The sequence below is a fragment of the Sphingobium sp. B11D3B genome (genome assembly GCF_025961735.1).
GTDB lineage: Bacteria > Pseudomonadota > Alphaproteobacteria > Sphingomonadales > Sphingomonadaceae > Sphingobium.
Window position 1 is genome coordinate 558,030 of the sequence record NZ_JAOQOF010000001.1, and the last position, 17,023, is coordinate 575,052.

The window sequence follows — 17,023 nt, forward strand, 5'->3', positions numbered from 1 at the left end:
GCCGCCGCGCTCAGGCGGCCTCGGCTGTCTCCTGCTGGCTGGTCGCGGCGTTGCGCAGAATGTCCGCCATCAATCGGAAGTCGGCTTCCCGCGGCGAGTTGCGCCGCCAGACCAGGGCGATCTCGCGATGGGCGCTCGGCGACTGGATCGGCCGCGCGGTGATCTTGGTGTTGGCAAGAATGCCGCCCCTTATCGCCATGTCCGGCAGCAAGGTCAGCCCCAGGCCATTATCCACCATTTGCACCAGCGTATGCAGCGACGTGCCGGTGATGGTCGCCTCGGTGCGCAACTCCGCGCGGTTGCAAGCAGCCAGCGCATGTTCCTTCAGGCAGTGGCCATCCTCCAGCAGCAGCAGGCGGTTGCCGTCGATCATCTCGGGCGTGATCAGGGCCGGCGGATCGCGTGGATCGTCCTTGGGGAAGGCGACGAACAGTGCATCGTCGAACAGCACCTCGATTTCCGCATCGCCGCAGGGAAAGGGCAGGGCGAGGAGCACGCAATCGGCATGGCCGTGGCGCAACGAGTCGAGCGCCGCGTGGCTGGTTTCCTCGCGGAGATAAAGCTGCAACGCCGGGCGCTCCTCGCGCAGTCTGGGCAGCAGCCGGGGCAGGAGAAACGGCGCGATGGTGGGGATGACGCTCATCCGCAATTCGCCAACCAGCGGCGTGCCCGAGGCCTGCGCAATGGCTGCCAGTTCTTCGGCCTCGCGCAGCACGCGGTGGGCCTTGGTGACGATGCGGTCACCCAGCGCCGTGAAGCGCACGATACGGCGGGTTCGCTCGACCAAGGTGACGCCGATCAGCGATTCCAGTTCGCGGATGCCGGCCGAAAGCGTGGACTGGGTGACGAAGCACGCATCCGCCGCACGCCCGAAATGGCCATGTTCCTTCAGCGCAACCAGATATTGGAGCTGCTTGAGGGTCGGCATGTAGATCGACATTGATCGCCCTTTCCGCTGGAAAGTGGCAATTTAATCGATCTAGCCGATCAGTTCAAGCGAGCGCAGGATGCCGTAGCCGGTCGTCAGGGTCAGCACGCAACCGACCATGATGAGCAGAGGCCGGGCCGGAACATGCTTGGCGATCCAGGCGCCGAGTGGCGCGGCCAGCACGCCGCCAATCAACAGTCCGGTCGTGGCGGTGGTGAACGTCTCCCAGCCGAGATGGACGAGGAAGGTAATGCTGATCGACAGGGTCAGGAAGAATTCGACCGTATTGACCGTGCCGATGGTGTGGCGCGGGCTGGTGCCCTGGATCAGCAAGTTCGAGGTCACGACCGGACCCCATCCTCCGCCACCGGATGCATCGAGGAAGCCACCGAGAAGGCCGAGCGGCGACACGAACCGGGGGTCGCGCACATGCGCCTCGGTATGGCGCAGGCCGCGCCAAAGCAGCCAGAGGCCGATAAAGGCAAGGTAGGAGAGGATATAGGGCCGGATCAGCTCGCCATCGATATTCGAGAGGAAATAGGCGCCCGCAACGCCGCCGATCATCCCGGGAACTACCAGCTTCCAGAACAGCTTCCAGTCGACATTGCCATGCAGCACATGGCTGATCGCGGAGACGGCGGTGGTGCAGGTCTCTGCGGCATGAACGCTGGCGGAGGCTGCCTTGGGCGGAACACCGAGCGCGAGCAGGAGGCTGCTGGAAATGACGCCATAGGCCATGCCGAGCGCGCCATCGATTATCTGCGCACCGAAGCCGACGGCCACGAAGGGCAACAGCATCAGCGCAAAATCCATCCAGGCGTCGGGCAAGGGCAAGCCTTTCTCAATTAACTCACTGGACAATAGGCCCGCCGTTTCCGGCTTGGCAAGGAAATTGTCCTTGGGCCTAATCCTGGCAACGCTCTAGAAATTTCAACGCATCGCGACTAGATAGCTGCTCTTGTCGGCCAGCAAGGGACGCTTTGCCATGGGGCTTTTGTCCTACCTCGATTCCGTGAAAGAGCGCGATCCCGCGCCGCGTTCGCGGCTGGAAATCCTTATTTATCCAGGAGTCTGGGCCCTCGGCCTGCATCGGGTCGCGCATCAGCTGTTTCGCTGGCGGCTCTTCTTCCTTGCGCGTCTGGTCAATCATTTTTCACGCTTCCTGACCGCCATCGACATTCACCCCGGCGCGACGATCGGAAAGAATTTCTTTATCGATCACGGCTTCACGGTCATCGGCGAGACTGCGCTGATTGGCGACAATGTGACCATCTACCAGTGCGTGACGCTGGGCGGCACCGATCCGGCGAACGGAATCGCCGGTAAGCGCCACCCGACGATCTGCGACGGCGCGATCATCGGATCCGGCTCGCAGGTGCTCGGCCCGATCACCGTGGGTGAGCGCGCGCGGGTGGGGGCCAATGCCGTGGTGACCAAGGACGTGCCGGCGGGCGCGGTGATGATCGGCATTCCAGCCCGCGCGACGCTGGTCGATGCCAAGGAATATCAAAAGCCGTTCACGCCTTATGGTACGCCCTGCAGCGAGACCTACGATCCGGCGACGCAGAAGCTGGAAATCCTCCAGTGCGAAGTCGAAGTGCTGCGCAAGCGGTTGGCGGATCTGGTTGCCGAGCAGGAAGCCCGGCGCGCGGACGGCGCTGACGGTCAGTCCCGCACCTCGGCTTGATGAGCAACGTCACACCATTTCCTCCCCGGCCCACACCGGCCAATAGCCCGCCCACGCAGACGAGTTTCGACCGACTGGAACTCTCGCGCATCATGGATCTGTACGGACGCATGGTCGCGGCCGGGCAGTGGCGCGATTACGCCATTGATCTCAATCGGGACGTCGCGATCTTTTCCGCCTTCCGCCGCACGGCGGAACGCCCGGAGGTGCGCATCGAGAAGCGCCCGTCTCTGCGCAACCGTCAGGGCATGTGGGCGCTGATCGGCGAGAATGGCGTGATCCTGCGCCGGGGGCAGGAACTGGCCGGAATTCTGGCGCCTGTCGAACGCCGGCTGATGAAGCTGATCGAGGATTAGGGGCAGGCGCGTCGCCGCGAGGTCTCTCACCCGACTGTCGCAAAACTGTCATCAAACTGTCATACCGGCGTCCGACATTTGAACGGAGCATGGACCTTGCGATTTCCCCTGATGGCGGCGCTTCTCGCTGCGAGCGCGCTGACGATACCCGCGCCCGTGCTGGCCCAGGCCTCCTCGCAAGCCTCTGCCCCGGATGACGTCGCCGCGCTGCGGGCAGAAATTACGCGGCTAAGAGCGCAGCTTGAGAGCATGGAGGCCCGGCTCGGCAAGGTCGAGGGCACACAGGACGCGTCCTCCACGCCGTCCGCGACCCCCGAGGCGGCGGTCGCCTCTGCCCAGACTGCCACTCCCGCGCCCGCAGCGAGCGCCAAGCCGGACACCCAAGTGAGCTGGCGTGGCGCGCCGCAATTTAGCGGCGAGGGCGGGCTTTCTTTTAAGCCGCGCGGTCGGCTGCAACTCGATACCAACGTCGTCTCCCGCCCGGATGGCATCAATTCGCCCACTTTGGGCTGGTCGGCCGACGTGCGCCGCGCCTATCTCGGTGCGGACGGCACGCTGGGTGGCGGCTTTGGCTATCGGCTGGAGCTGGATTTCGCTTCCGGCAGCGCGCAGTTCACCGACGCCTGGCTCACCTATGAGCGCGGGCCGCTTACGCTGACGGTCGGGCACCACCGCATCACCACGCTGGAAGACCTGACCAGCGATCTGGAAACCAGCTTCCTCGAGCGCGCGGCCTATACGCAGGCCTTCGGTCTGGAGCGGCGGCTGGGGCTTTCGGCCACCTACCGCATCGGCGACGTGCTGCTCTCCGCCGGCGCCTTTGCGGACGATCTCGCGGCGCTCGGCACGTCGGGCGTCACCAGCAACAGCTATGCGCTGGATGGCCGGCTGGTGTTCATGCCCAAGCTCGGCGACACGCAACTTCATCTCGGCGGCTCGCTGCATCACCGGGAGCTGAACGATCTGACCGACGTCCTCCAATATCGCGCCCGGCCTGGCGCGCGGACGACCGATGTGCGCTTTGTCGACACCGGCCTGTTCAGCGCCAGCGCGGAGACGGGCTATGGCCTGGAATTTGCGGCCTTGCGGGGGCGGTGGCATGTGGCGGCGGAAGGCTTCTGGCAGAAAGTGGCGCGGCCCGGCCTTGCCGATCCGACCTTTTTCGGCGGTTATGGGGAAGTCGGCTACATGCTCGCCGGCGCCTCCAGCCGGGGCTATCGCAATGGCGCCTTCGGCTCGATCAAGCCCGCACGCGGGCTGGACAAGGGCGGCTCGGGCGCCTGGCAGCTCAACCTGCGCTATGACTGGCTCGATCTCGACGATGGCCTCATCAATGGCGGCCGCGAGCAGACCTACGGCGTGTCACTCATCTGGGTGCCGATCGAGCGGGTGAAGTTCCTGGCCAATTATCTGCGCGTCGAAGTGCGCGATACGCCCGTCGTCGCCGGGACGCGGGACGATTATGGTAGCGACGTGTTCGGTCTGCGCGCGCAATACGAATTCTGAGGAGCGGCGCGACCGCGCGTTTCTAAAGGCGCGCGGTCAGGCTGCGTCGGCATCCAGCGAGTAGCCGGCCGAGCGGACGGTGCGGATGATGTCCGGCAGGCCGCCGGCATTCACCGCCTTGCGCAGCCGGCGGATATGCACATCGACCGTACGCAGCTCGATCTCGCTGTCCTGCCCCCATACGCTGTCGAGCAGGCGCTCGCGGGAGAACACCCAGCCGGGATGTTCGAGCAGATGGCGCAGCAGGCGGAATTCGGTGGGGCCAAGCGCGACGAGTTGCCCGGCGCGCCGCACCTTGTGGGCCACCGTATCCATTTCCAGATCGGCAAAGGTCAGGACCTCGCCGGCGAGGGCAGGGCGGACGCGGCGCAGCACGGCGTTGACGCGGGCGATCAACTCGCGGGGGCTGAACGGCTTGGTCACATAATCGTCAGCGCCGGTTTCCAGGCCGCGCACGCGATCTTCCTCTTCACCGCGGGCGGTGAGCATGATGATCGGCACATTGGCCGTCTCTGGCATCCGCCGCAGTCGCCGGCAGACCTCGATGCCGGAGAGATTCTCCACCATCCAGTCGAGCAGCACGATATCCGGCGTGCTCTCCTGCGCCAGAATAAGCGCTTCCTCGCCGTCGGGCGTCTGCGTGACGTCGAAGTCTTCTCGCTGGAAGTGCCAGATGAGCAATTCCGCCAGCGCTGCATCGTCCTCGACGAGCAACATCTTTGCGCGGACCACCACTCAGTCCTCCGCCAGCAGATCGACTGACGTTCCCTTCTCCCGCTCCGGCGGCTTGGCGCCGGTCGCGACGTAATGGACCATCTCGGCGATGTTGGTGGCGTGGTCGCCGATGCGCTCGAGATTCTTGGCGATGAAGAGCACATGCGCGCTCTCGGAGATCATCTTCTGGTTCTCCATCATGAACGTCACCATGGTGCGGAAGATGGAATTGTAGAAATCGTCCACCGCCCGGTCCCGCTCGATCACGGCCAGCGCCTGCTGCGCGTCGCGCGCGGCGAAAGCATCGAGCGCGGACTTAACCATCTCGCGGGCGATCTGCGCCATGGAGGGGAGCAGCGAGAGCGGCTCCATGCGGCTGGAGGCCGTCACCGTCTCCACGCGCTTGGCGATGTTCTTGGCATAATCGGCCATGCGCTCGACGATGCCGGCGATCTTGAGCACCGCGATGATCTCGCGCAGGTCGTCCGCCATCGGCGCGCGAAGGGCGATGGTCTGCACCACCAGCCGCTCGATATGCGCGTCCAGCTCGTCGATCCGCGCGTCGCCGGCAACGACGCTCTTGGCTAGCGCCACATCGCGTGTCGTTAGCGCCTTGATGGCATTGTCGATGGCATCCTCGGTGAGGCCGCCCATCTCGGCGATCAGCGCCCGCAGGGCGTTGATGTCGTCGTCGAAGGCCTTGAGCGTGTGTTCCGTCATAGCTCGTTCCTGTCCATCCAATCGGCCGATGTCAGCCGTAGCGTCCGGTGATGTAATCCTTGGTGCGCTCTTCTCGCGGGTTGGTGAAGATTTCGGTCGTCGGTCCCTGTTCCACAAGCTTGCCCAGGTGGAAGAAGGCGGTCCGCTGGGAGACGCGCGCAGCCTGCTGCATATTGTGGGTCACGATCACGATGGCATAGTTGCCCCGCAGCTCCAGGATCAGCTCCTCGATCTTGGCGGTGGCGATCGGGTCGAGCGCCGAGCAGGGCTCGTCCATCAGGATCACTTCAGGGTCCACGGCAATCGCGCGGGCGATGCACAGGCGCTGCTGCTGGCCACCCGAGAGCGCGGTGCCGCTCTCGTTGAGGCGGTCCTTCACTTCCTCCCACAGGCCGGCGCGGCGCAGCGACTTCTCCACGACCTGATCGAGATCGCTCTTGCTGGCGGCCAAGCCGTGGATGCGCGGTCCATAGGCGATGTTCTCATAGATCGACTTGGGGAAGGGGTTGGGTTTCTGGAACACCATTCCCACCCGCGCGCGCAGCTGCACGACGTCCATGCCAGAGGCGTAGATATCCTCGCCATCGAGCGTGATCTCGCCTTCAACCCGCGCGCTCGCCACCGTATCGTTCATGCGGTTGAGCGTGCGCAGAAAGGTGGACTTGCCGCAGCCCGAGGGGCCGATGAAGGCAGTCACATGATCCAGGTCCACATCGATCGAGACATTGTCGATCGCCTGCTTCTCGCCATAGAAGACCTTGACGCCGCGAGCGGACATCTTGGGTGCGCTGGTCTGAATATCGGCCATTACCATTTCTTCTCGAATTTGTTGCGCAGGAAGATCGCGATGCTGTTCATCGTGAGCAGGAACGCCAGCAGCACGATGATCGCGGCGGAGGTCTTTTCAATAAAGCCCCGGCCCACTTCGTCCGACCACAGGAAGATCTGGACTGGCAGCACGGTGGCGGGATCGGTGAAGCCGCCCGGCGGCTGCGAGACGAAGGCGCGCATGCCGATCATCAGCAGCGGCGCGGTCTCGCCCAAGGCGCGGGCCATGCCGATGATGGTGCCGGTGAGAATGCCGGGCAGGGCGAGCGGCAGCACATGATGGAAGACCACTTGCACCGGCGAGGCGCCGATGCCCAGCGCCGCGTCGCGGATCGAGGGCGGCACGGCTTTGATGGCATTGCGCCCGGCGATGACGATGACGGGCATGGTCATCAGCGCCAGCGTCATGCCGCCGACCAGCGGCGCGGAGCGGGGCAGATGCATCACGTTAAGGAAGATGGCGAGGCCGAGCAGGCCGAAGATGATCGAGGGCACCGCCGCCAGATTGTTGATCGACACCTCGATGAGGTCGGTCCAGCGATTGCGCGGCGCATATTCCTCCAGATAGAGTGCGGCGAACACACCGATGGGGAAGCTCAGCGCGAGCGTGATCACCATCGTGATCAGCGAGCCCTTGAGCGCGCCCCAGATGCCGACCATCGTCGGGTCGGTGCCATCGCTGCCGGTGAGGAAGCCGATATTGAAGGCGGTGGAGAGCGCGCCGGCATCGCCGAGCTTGGCGACCAATGCCTCATCGGCGGGCGTGCCGTCGCTCTTCATCGCCACGTCCAGGCCGGTCGAGGCGGGGAGGTTCACCGTGGCCTTGCGCTGGAGAATGGTCGGATCGCTGATGATCGCCTTGCGCAGGGTGAGCACGGCGTTGGGCGAGAGGATCTGGGTCTCGGGGAGGCCGAACGCCTCCCTCGTGGCCTGCTCCAGCACCGCCGGCAGATTGGCACTGGCCAGCGCCTGCTCGGGGTTGGTCGCAAGCACCGCCGGATCGATCAGCGCGGGCGAGCGCGGGAAATCGATGGGCACGGCGACTTCCGTCTGCGTGAAGCCGCGCAGGCCATTGCCCATCATCGAGATGAGCAGGAAGGCAAGGAAGCCTGCCGAAACCAGCACGGCGGCCATGCCCCACAGGCGGAACCGGCGCTCGGCGGCGTAACGGCGCGCAATGCGGCGCTTCATCGCATCGCCGCGCCAGTCGGTCGGCACCCGTTCGGCGCGGTCGCTGGCCGCAGCCCGGTCGAGAACAGTCTCGCCGCTCATTCGTAAGCCTCCCGATATTTCTTCACGACCCGCAGGGCGACGATGTTCAGCAGCAATGTGACGACGAACAGCACCAGCCCGAGCGCGAAGGCGGCGAGCGTCTTGGCACTGTCGAATTCCTGGTCACCGGTCAGGAGCTGGACCATCTGGGTGGTCACGGTCGTCACGCTGGAGAAAGGATTGAGGGTGAGGTTGGCGGCAAGGCCGGCCGCCATCACCACGATCATGGTCTCGCCAATCGCGCGGCTCACGGCGAGCAGCACGCCGCCAACGACGCCGGGTAGCGCGGCGGGGATCAGCACCTTGCGGATCGTCTCGCTGGTCGTCGCGCCCATGGCGAGGCTGCCGTCGCGCATCGATTGCGGCACGGCGGCGATGCTGTCGTCCGCCATGGAGGAGACGAAGGGGATGATCATGATGCCCATCACGAGGCCCGCGGCCAACGCGCTCTCGGAGGATGCATTGGAAATGCCGAGCGAGACCGCGAGGCTGCGCAGCGCCGGCGCGACGGTCAGCGCCGCGAAATAACCATAGACCACCGTCGGAACGCCGGCGAGCACCTCAAGAATGGGCTTCATCCACTTGCGGGTCGTCGGGCGGGCATATTGGGTGAGGTAGATGGCGCTCATCAGCCCGAGCGGAATGGCGACGATCATGGCGATGATGGCGCCAATGAATATCGTGCCCCAGAACAGCGGCACTGCGCCGAAGGCGTCCTCATTGCCATAGCCCATCGCGGCCGATTGCGGGCTCCAGTTGAGGCCGAACAGGAAGTTGAGCGGGTTGACCATCGAGAAGAACCGCATCGATTCAAACACCAGCGAGGCGACGATGCCGGCGGTGGTGACGATGGCGATCAACGAGGCGCCGAGCAGCGACCACATCACCACCTTCTCGACGCGGTGGCGCGCGGTGAAGGCGGGGCGGACGCGGGAGAGGGCATAGGCGCCGCAGGCGAAGGCCAGGATCGCGGCGAGGATGGCGCCCATGGTCGAATAACGCATCGTCGCGACGCGATAGGGCTCGACCAGCTCCGTGGCTTGGGGATTGAAGGCCGCGGCCTGCGACCCGCTGGCAATGGACTGTGCTTCGGCAAGGATCGCGTTGCGCGAAAAATCGTCGGTGGGCAGGGTCTGCGCTGCGGGCGTGGCCAGCACCGAGTCCGCGATCAGCGCCGGCATCACATTCGCCCAGACCGCGAGGAAGGCGAAGGCGGGCAGCATGGTCCACAGCGCCACATACCAGCCATGCTGGGTGGGGCGGCTGTTGGTCGCGAGACGACCGACTTCCGCCTGCAGCCGGGTGGCGCGTGCCCGGGCGATGATCCAGCCGATCACCCCAAGCGCGCCTATGATCAGGACGATCATTACGCCGGTCATTCGCTCATACCCCCTTGGCCATTCAACCTGGCAGGAACCGGTGGCGGCAGCGCGCCGTCACCGGTTGGATTGTCCGATCAGTGCAGTTCGTCGCCGTTCAGCACGGTGAGGTTTGCGATGCGCTCGGCATTGGCCGTGCGCACATCCTCGGGCGCGGCGACCATGCCACGGCGGGCCAGCGCGCCATCGGGTGCCCAGTTCTTGGCAAAGGCTTCCATATAGGCCTTGAGGCCCGGAATGGCGGCGAGATGGGCCTTCTTCACATAGATGTAGAGCGGACGGGCACCGGGATAGGAGCCGCCGGCAACGGTTTCATAAGTCGCTTCCTGCCCATTGATGGCGATATCGCGCACCGTGTCGCGATTGGCCTCGAGGAAGGAGAAGCCGAAGATGCCGACCGCATCGGGATTGGCATTCAGCTTCTGCACGATCAGATTGTCATTCTCGCCGGCATCGACATAGGCGCCGTCCTCGCGGATCTGCGTGCAGAGCTGCTTGTGCTTGTCTTCATCCTTGGCCTTGAGCTCCTTCATCGCCGGGTCGGTGTCGCAGCCGGGCGTCAGGATCAGTTCGGCCAGCGAATCGCGCGTGCCGGAGGTCGAGGGCGGGCCGAAGACGGAGATGGCTATGGCAGGCAGCGCGGGGTCGATATCCTGCCAGGTCTTGGCCTTGTTCGGGCCCTTGCCATAAGGATTGGCGGCCAGCGCTTCATAGACCTGCTTGGTGGTCAGCGCGATCTTGGGACCTTTCACGGACTCCGCCAGCGCCAGGCCATCCAGACCGATCTGGATTTCGATGATCTCGTTGACGCCGTTCGCCTGGCACGCCTCGAACTCGGATTTCTTCATGCGGCGGGAAGCGTTGGCGATATCCGGGTTCTGGGCGCCGACGCCCTTGCAGAACAGGCTGATGCCCGCACCGGTGCCGGTGGATTCGATGATCGGCGCTTTCATGCCGGGATTGTCATTCTGGAAGAGGCGCACGGCTTCCTGTGCGAACGGATAGACGGTGGACGAGCCGACCGCGCGGATCTGATCGCGCGCGCCGCCACCGGGCTGGTTCTGGCAGGCCGCGAGCATGAGCAGGGACGCGGCGAAAAATGCGTGACGCATGGACTGGTCTCCGGGAGGCGCTTGTGTTGCCCGGCGTCGCCTTAGAACCGGGTTCCTCGCGCCTCTGTGACATTTCTGTTTCACTTTTGTGACTCGGTCACCCCGGCAGGTGCGGCCCGGGCGGTACCGGCAGCGGCGTCTTCGCCCGCAAGAGCGCGGAAGACCGGCAGTTCCACCCGCACGGTGGTGCCGACCCCGACCTTGCTGTCGAACTGAAGAATTCCGCCATGGCGCTGCACGATGTGCTTCACGATGGCGAGGCCAAGGCCCGTTCCGCCCATCGCGCGGCTGCGGCTTGAGTCGATTCGGTAGAAGCGCTCGGTGAGGCGGGGGAGGTGTTCGGGTGGAATGCCCTCGCCCTGATCGCCCACCGCCAGCAGCACCATGTTGCGCTCATGCGGCTCGGCCCGCACCGTCACCGCCGTGCCGGCCGCGCCATATTTGAGCGCATTGCTGATGAGGTTGTGAAGCAGCTGGCTCAACTGCGCACGGTCGCCGCGCACCGGGGGCAAGTCCGGATCGACCTGCGTCACGATATCCTGCCCGCGCTTGTTCTGCCCCTGGCGGAAGACCTCCACCACTTCCTCCACCAGCGGGGCGAAGGCCACCGGCTGGTCGGGCGAGCGATATTTGTCCGCCTCGATGCGGGAGAGGGACATGAGATCGTCCACCAGCCGCTGCATCCGCCGCGCCTCGCCATCCATGATGGTGAGGAAGCGCTCGCGGGTGGCCGCATCGGCGCCCGCGACGGGGTCGCGCAGGGTTTCGATGAAGCCGAGGATGCCGGCCAGCGGCGTGCGCAGCTCGTGGCTGGCATTGGCGACGAAATCCACGCGCATCCGCTCGGCGGCCTGCTTGTCGCTCTGGTCGAACAGCAAGGCGAGCAGGCGGCCATTGGCAATCGGCTGAATGTCGAGCGCCCAGCTTTGGCCGGCGGCGCCCAGCCCAATGATGTCCACGCGGGCGGGAGCCTGCGCCTGATTGGGGCCGGTGAGCAGATCGATCGCGGCCGGGTGGCGCAGGGCCAGCCGCACGTCCTGCCCGATGATGTGACGGCCGAGCAGCGCCAGCGCGGCGTCGTTGCAGCGCTCGATCCGTCCGCGCTCCACGATCAGGCTCGGGTGCGGCAGGGCCTGGAGCAGGGTGTCGATCTGGCTGAGGCTCGCGCCATTTGCGTCAGGCGCAGGTGCCGAGATCAGGGACGGCGTTGCGCGGCGCTCCAGCGCATCGAAGAGCAGCGCGACGCCGAACAGGCAGGCCACCGCCGAGGTCAACGTGGCTTCCGCGCTGCCGGTCAGGTCGTAGACGATGACGGTTGCGAGCGCCCCCGTCAGCAGCAAAATCCAGATCGAGCGATCGACGCGGGCCATGGGCCACCCCGTAGATGATTCGCACTGCCAGCGCGATTCCAAAGATCGCGGCGCTGGGGCGGGGAGTGGCTTAGACCGTCCAGCGCTCCAGCAGCGGTACCAACTCGTCATAATGGTCGATGCCGGCATCCGCGCCGATCTCTTCCGCCGTGCAGGGCACGAAGCCGAAGCTGACCGCAATCGAAGGAATGGCGGCAGCGCGGGCCGCCAGCGTGTCATTGTCGGTATCGCCCAGGAAGATGGTGCGCCCGCCGCCGGCCTTCTCCACCATGTCGAGCAGCAGATCGGGCAGCGGCTTCATCCGGTTGGGGCCGAGCGTGTCGCCGCCGACGATAGCCGCGAAACGGGGTGTAAGGCCGAGCTGATCGAGAAGGCTGCGCGCCAGCGCCTCGCGCTTGTTGGTGCAGACGGCCAGTCGCACGCCGCGCGCGGAAAGCGCATCCATCGCGTCGATCAGGCCCGGATAGGGCTGGGTATGTACCGCGATGTTGGCGGCATAATGGTCCAGCAGGATCGGCAGCAGCGCATCGACCAGCGCCTCGTCCTGCTCGCCCGATTCCTGCAGTGCCCGCGCCAGCATGCGCTGCGCGCCCTTGCCGATGAACGGGCGAATGGTCTCGACCGGAAAGGGGCCGTAACCGCGCGTGGCGAGCGCGTGATTGACGGCGGCGGTCAGGTCCGCGCCGGTATCCAGCAGCGTGCCGTCAAGATCGAAGCCGACAAGGTCGAAAGCAAATTTGGTCATCGCTGCCCCATGCCTTCTGGGCAGTGGCGCGATCAAGTCAAACATGGCAAGGCTTGCCTGCCCTGTCCTGATCGCCCCTCGATCTCGCCAACAAGAGAGTGCCCGTGCCCGATCCGATCAACCGCCCGCTTGCCGTTATCATTCTTGCTGCCGGCCAGGGGACGCGCATGAAGTCGGCCAGGCACAAGGTGCTGCATCCGCTTGCTGGTCGCCCGATGCTGCTCCACCTGCTGGCAAGCGCCGGCGCGCTCGATCCGGCGCGGCAGATCGTCGTGGTTGGCGCCGGGCGCGAGCAGGTGGAGGCCGCCGTGGCCGGTCGCGGGATCGACATCGCGGTGCAGGCCGAACAGCTCGGCACGGGCCATGCCGTGGCGCAGAGCGCGGCGGCGCTGCAGGGCTTTGTGGGGGACGTGCTCATTCTCTATGGCGATGTGCCCCTGGTGCGCGCCGAGACCATGCGGGCGCTGATTGCGCGCCTGCATGAGGAGGATGGGCCGGCCTGCGTGGTGCTCGGCTTCCGTCCACGCGATCCCGCCGCTTATGGCCGCATCATCGCCACTGCCGATGGACGCATTGGCAAGATGGTTGAGTATAAGGACGCGACCGAGGCCGAGCGCGCCGAGGATCTTTGTAATTCCGGCCTGATGGCCGTGCGCGCGGAGGATCTGTTCGCGCTGCTCGATCGGGTCAGCAATGACAATGCGGCGGGCGAATATTATCTGCCGGACATCGTGATGCTCGCTGCCGTTGACGGGCGGGCGAGCGCGGTCATCGAAACGAGCGCGGACGAGGTTGCCGGGGTGAATAGCCGGGCCGAACTGGCCGCGGTCGAGGCGAGCTGGCAGCAGGCACGACGCGCGGAAGCGATGCGCGACGGTGTGACGCTGGTTGCGCCGGAGACGGTGTTTTTCGCCTACGATACGGTTCTGGGCCGCGACGTGACCGTCGAGCCGAATGTGATCTTCGCCCCCGGCGTGGTGGTGGAGGAGGGCGCGACGATCCATGCCTTCAGCCATTTGGAGGGTGCGCATGTGGGCCGGCATGCCTCGGTCGGGCCGTTCGCGCGGCTGCGGCCCGGCGCGCGGCTGGGCGAAAAGACCAAGGTCGGCAATTTCGTCGAGATCAAGAAGGCCGTGCTGGGCGCGGGGAGCAAGGTGAACCATCTCTCCTATGTCGGCGACGCGCAGGTGGGCGAGGCGGTGAACATCGGTGCCGGCACGATCACTTGCAACTATGACGGCTATTTCAAGCACGAAACAGTGATCGGCGACCGCGCCTTTATCGGCTCCAACAGCGCGCTGATCGCGCCGGTGCGGATCGGCCGGGATGCCATCGTCGCAGCGGGCAGCGCGGTCTCGCGCGATGTTGGCGATGGAGAGCTACGCTTGGTCCGCGCGGAACAGTTCGTGAAGCCGGGCTGGGCCGATCGCTTCCATGACGCGATGCGCAAAAAGAAAAGTGCGGCGCACAGGAAAGACAGCTGAGGCCCCCTGCCATCCGGTGACATTTTATCGACGAACCGAGGAAAATTTCTGCGCGATTGTCGAAAATGTCCAATCGCCCTGGCAGCATTTTTGACAGGGTCGAGCCCAGCAGATGAGCAGCGATCCTTCGTGGGACGCAATCGGCTTTGCCCGGTTGTGGGGAGTGCAGCGCTGATCGTCGATCCTTATCGGTGCGAGCCGAACCTGTCCGTGGGAATGCGCCGCCGAGTGCATTTGGGCAGTTGGGATAGGAAAGAGGGCGGCCAGCTATGTGGTTCGCCCTCTTTTCTTGCGTGACCGAGGTGCGCGTTGACATGATATCACGATATGATATCAATATATCATGCGCTTCCTGGCTGACCTCTCCGACGACGATGTGAAGTGGCTTGAGGAGCAGGCCGCGCAGCAGGGGACATCCCGCGCGGCGATCCTCCGCGAGGCCGTCAGCAGCTATCGTGCCGCCCAGTCCATGCAGGGGGTGGAGCGTTTTTTCGGCCTCTGGGCACAGCATGGCTCATCGGTGGACGGGCTGGCCTATGAACGTCGCGCCCGTGGCGAGTGGGATCGGGATTGGGAGAGCGCCGAGGACGCACCTCAGCCGTGAGCGAATTCTACTTCGATACCAATATTCTCATCGATGCGCTTCACGAACGCCCGCAGGCCTGGGCGGAACTGCAGCGCGCTCGTCGTCCGTGGATCAGCCGGATCAGCTGGATCGAGATCATGGCCGGCGCCCCGGACGGACTCCATGCCGAGACCGAGCGCTTTCTGGATCTTTTCGCGATCGCGGAAGTGAGCGAGGAAGTGGGGCGGCGGGCTGCCTCGCTTCGGCAGCAGCGCCGCTCGCTTAAATTGCCCGATGCCATCATCCTGGCATCGGCCCAGTTGAGCGGGCGGATATTGGTGACGCGCAACAGCAGGGATTTCCCGGCCAATATGCCGGGCATCCGCATCCCTTACACGATCTGAATTCAAGGAAGGCTCACCCCCATGTGCGGAATCATCGGCATCGTCGGCACGCAGGATGTCGCGGAGCGCCTGCTCGACGGGCTGCGGCGGCTCGAATATCGCGGCTATGATTCCGCCGGCGTCGCTACAATCGTGGATGGCCGGATCGAGCGGCGGCGGGCCGAGGGCAAGCTCGTCAATCTTGCCCGCGTGCTGGCCGCCGAGCCGCTGGCGGGGGCGACGGGGATCGCCCACACCCGCTGGGCGACCCATGGCGCGCCGACCACGAGCAACGCACATCCCCACGCGACAGACGAAGTCGCGGTGGTCCACAATGGCATCATCGAGAATTTCAAGGCGCTGCGCGATGAGCTGATCGGGCGCGGGCGGGTGTTCGCCAGCGAGACCGATACCGAGGTGGTCGCGCATCTGGTGAGCGAACTGGTCGAGCAGGGCGTCTCGCCGCAGGAGGCGGTGAAGCAGGTGCTGCCCCGCCTGCACGGTGCCTTCGCGCTTGCGATCCTGTTCCGTCGCCATCCCGATCTGTTGATCGGCGCGCGCCTTGGCTCGCCGCTGGTGGTCGGCCATGGCGATGGCGAGACCTATCTCGGATCGGACGCGCTGGCGCTGGCCCCGCTCACCCAGCGCATCGCCTATCTGGACGAGGGCGACTGGGTGGTGGTGACGCGCGAGGGCGCGCAGGTGTTCGACCGGGCCAACAATCCCGTCGAGCGCGCGGTCACCATCTCCGGCGTGTCCGGTGCGATGATCGATAAGGGCAATCACCGCCACTTCATGCTCAAGGAGATTTACGAGCAGCCGGTGGTGGTCGCCCAGACGCTGCGCAGCTACCTCCGGCGGATCGACGACACGCTCTCCCTGCCGATTCCGGACTTCGACCTGTCAGCGATCGGCCGTGTCACGATTGTTGCGTGCGGCACCAGTTTCTATGCTGGCATGGTCGCCAAATACTGGTTCGAGCAGTTCGCCCGGGTGCCGGTCGATCTCGATTTCGCATCGGAGTTTCGCTACCGCGAGCCGGTGATGGAGGCGGGCGGCCTTGCCCTCTTCATTTCCCAGTCCGGCGAGACGGCCGATACGCTCGCGGCCCTGCGCCATGCCAAGGCCGAAGGGCAGAAGATCGCCGTCGTCGTCAACGTGCCGACCAGTTCGATGGCGCGCGAGGCGGACCTGCTGCTGCCGACCCATGCCGGGCCGGAGATCGGGGTCGCCTCGACCAAGGCCTTCACTTGCCAGCTCGCCGTGCTCGCGGCGCTCGCGGCCAATCTCGCCAGCGCCAAGGGACGGCTGACGCGCGAGGAAGAGCAGCGGATCGTCGGCCACCTCGCCGAGGCCCCCGCCGCGATCAATCAGGCGCTGATGCAGGACGAGGCGATCCAGGCCCTCGCGCCGCACATCGCGCCCGCGCGCGACGTGCTCTATCTGGGGCGCGGCACCGATTATCCGCTGGCCCTCGAAGGTGCGCTGAAGCTCAAGGAAATCAGCTACATCCATGCCGAAGGTTATGCGGCAGGTGAAATGAAGCATGGCCCCATCGCGCTGATCGACGAGGCAGTGCCGGTCATCGTCATCGCGCCCTCAGGCCCGCTGTTCGAGAAGACCGTCTCCAACATGCAGGAAGTGCAGGCCCGCGGCGGCAAGGTTGTGCTGATCTCGGACGAGGAGGGCATCGTCGCCGCCGGCGAAGGCTGCCTTGCCACACTCGCGCTCCCCAAGGTCCACCCCCTCATCGCGCCGATGGTCTATGCCGTGCCCGTGCAACTGCTCGCCTACCACGTCGCGGTGCTCAAGGGCACGGATGTCGACCAGCCCCGGAATTTGGCGAAGAGCGTGACGGTGGAGTAGGTTCGACCTTTGAGTGTGGCCCCTTGCGGCGCATATAGTTTTTCAGATGGCGATTTAAAATTCGCCGATTTTGAGTTTGCGACAATTAAAATCGTCAGACTATTCCTA

General features: G+C 65.3%; 17 protein-coding genes. 7 read left to right on the plus strand and 10 right to left on the minus strand.

Translation table 11 applies throughout. The features are described 5' to 3' along the window. Positions 1-10 precede the first annotated feature (10 nt). A complete protein-coding gene (locus M2333_RS02700; RefSeq protein ID WP_181560151.1) occupies positions 11-940 on the minus strand; it encodes a hydrogen peroxide-inducible genes activator in 930 nt (309 codons plus the stop codon). 39 nt (positions 941-979) lie between these two features. Continuing rightward, entirely contained in the window at positions 980-1,741 is a 762-nt protein-coding gene (locus M2333_RS02705; protein WP_181561460.1) for a sulfite exporter TauE/SafE family protein, read from the minus strand. Positions 1,742-1,913: 172 nt separating this feature from the next. On the opposite strand from M2333_RS02705, the gene epsC reads away from it, so the two are divergent. The 3 genes from epsC (at position 1,914) to M2333_RS02720 (ending at position 4,477) form a co-directional block, all read left to right on the plus strand. Continuing rightward, on the plus strand, positions 1,914-2,615 hold the full coding sequence (epsC, locus tag M2333_RS02710) for a serine O-acetyltransferase EpsC (RefSeq protein ID WP_181560150.1): 702 nt from the start codon (positions 1,914-1,916) through the stop codon (positions 2,613-2,615). After that, on the plus strand, positions 2,615-2,971 hold the full coding sequence (locus M2333_RS02715; protein WP_181560149.1) for a DUF2794 domain-containing protein: 357 nt from the start codon (positions 2,615-2,617) through the stop codon (positions 2,969-2,971). Before epsC ends, M2333_RS02715 begins: the two co-directional genes overlap by 1 nt. Positions 2,972-3,082: 111 nt before the next feature. Then, on the plus strand, positions 3,083-4,477 hold the full coding sequence (locus tag M2333_RS02720; protein ID WP_264610769.1) for an OprO/OprP family phosphate-selective porin: 1,395 nt from the start codon (positions 3,083-3,085) through the stop codon (positions 4,475-4,477). A gap of 36 nt (positions 4,478-4,513) precedes the next feature. Here M2333_RS02720 and phoB read toward each other — a convergent pair whose 3' ends face one another. The 8 genes from phoB to M2333_RS02760 form a co-directional block, all read right to left on the minus strand. Beyond that, positions 4,514-5,209 (minus strand): phosphate regulon transcriptional regulator PhoB, encoded by a 696-nt coding sequence (phoB, locus tag M2333_RS02725; protein WP_181560147.1) that lies wholly within the window; start codon positions 5,207-5,209, stop codon positions 4,514-4,516. Between the two features lie 3 nt (positions 5,210-5,212). Then, on the minus strand, positions 5,213-5,911 hold the full coding sequence (phoU, locus tag M2333_RS02730; RefSeq protein WP_181560146.1) for a phosphate signaling complex protein PhoU: 699 nt from the start codon (positions 5,909-5,911) through the stop codon (positions 5,213-5,215). 31 nt (positions 5,912-5,942) lie between these two features. Beyond that, complete coding sequence (pstB, locus tag M2333_RS02735) at positions 5,943-6,725, minus strand: phosphate ABC transporter ATP-binding protein PstB (protein WP_264573226.1); 783 nt, start codon at positions 6,723-6,725, stop codon at positions 5,943-5,945. Next, complete coding sequence (gene pstA / locus M2333_RS02740; RefSeq protein WP_264578500.1) at positions 6,719-8,011, minus strand: phosphate ABC transporter permease PstA; 1,293 nt, start codon at positions 8,009-8,011, stop codon at positions 6,719-6,721. Before pstA ends, pstB begins: the two co-directional genes overlap by 7 nt. Beyond that, a complete protein-coding gene (pstC, locus tag M2333_RS02745; RefSeq protein WP_264610770.1) occupies positions 8,008-9,390 on the minus strand; it encodes a phosphate ABC transporter permease subunit PstC in 1,383 nt (460 codons plus the stop codon). The genes pstA and pstC overlap by 4 nt, the downstream gene beginning before the upstream one ends. Before the next feature lie 77 nt (positions 9,391-9,467). Beyond that, positions 9,468-10,502, minus strand: coding sequence for a substrate-binding domain-containing protein (locus M2333_RS02750; RefSeq protein WP_264610771.1), 1,035 nt, complete (start codon positions 10,500-10,502; stop codon positions 9,468-9,470). A gap of 80 nt (positions 10,503-10,582) precedes the next feature. After that, entirely contained in the window at positions 10,583-11,872 is a 1,290-nt protein-coding gene (locus tag M2333_RS02755; protein ID WP_264610772.1) for a sensor histidine kinase, read from the minus strand. Between the two features lie 70 nt (positions 11,873-11,942). Beyond that, complete coding sequence (locus tag M2333_RS02760) at positions 11,943-12,617, minus strand: HAD-IA family hydrolase (protein ID WP_264610773.1); 675 nt, start codon at positions 12,615-12,617, stop codon at positions 11,943-11,945. A gap of 167 nt (positions 12,618-12,784) precedes the next feature. On the opposite strand from M2333_RS02760, the gene glmU reads away from it, so the two are divergent. The 4 genes from glmU to glmS all read left to right on the plus strand — a co-directional run bounded on the left by glmU (position 12,785) and on the right by glmS (position 16,915). After that, positions 12,785-14,101, plus strand: a complete 1,317-nt coding sequence (gene glmU / locus M2333_RS02765; RefSeq protein ID WP_264610774.1) for a bifunctional UDP-N-acetylglucosamine diphosphorylase/glucosamine-1-phosphate N-acetyltransferase GlmU — start codon at positions 12,785-12,787, stop codon at positions 14,099-14,101. A 343-nt stretch (positions 14,102-14,444) separates the two neighbouring features. Then, a complete protein-coding gene (locus M2333_RS02770) occupies positions 14,445-14,705 on the plus strand; it encodes a ribbon-helix-helix protein, CopG family (RefSeq protein ID WP_264610775.1) in 261 nt (86 codons plus the stop codon). Next, positions 14,702-15,070: a type II toxin-antitoxin system VapC family toxin gene (locus M2333_RS02775; RefSeq protein ID WP_264570817.1), complete on the plus strand. Its 369-nt coding sequence runs from the start codon at positions 14,702-14,704 to the stop codon at positions 15,068-15,070. The genes M2333_RS02770 and M2333_RS02775 overlap by 4 nt, the downstream gene beginning before the upstream one ends. A gap of 21 nt (positions 15,071-15,091) precedes the next feature. Beyond that, a complete protein-coding gene (gene glmS, locus M2333_RS02780) occupies positions 15,092-16,915 on the plus strand; it encodes a glutamine--fructose-6-phosphate transaminase (isomerizing) (protein ID WP_264610776.1) in 1,824 nt (607 codons plus the stop codon). The last annotated feature ends 108 nt before the right edge of the window (positions 16,916-17,023 follow it).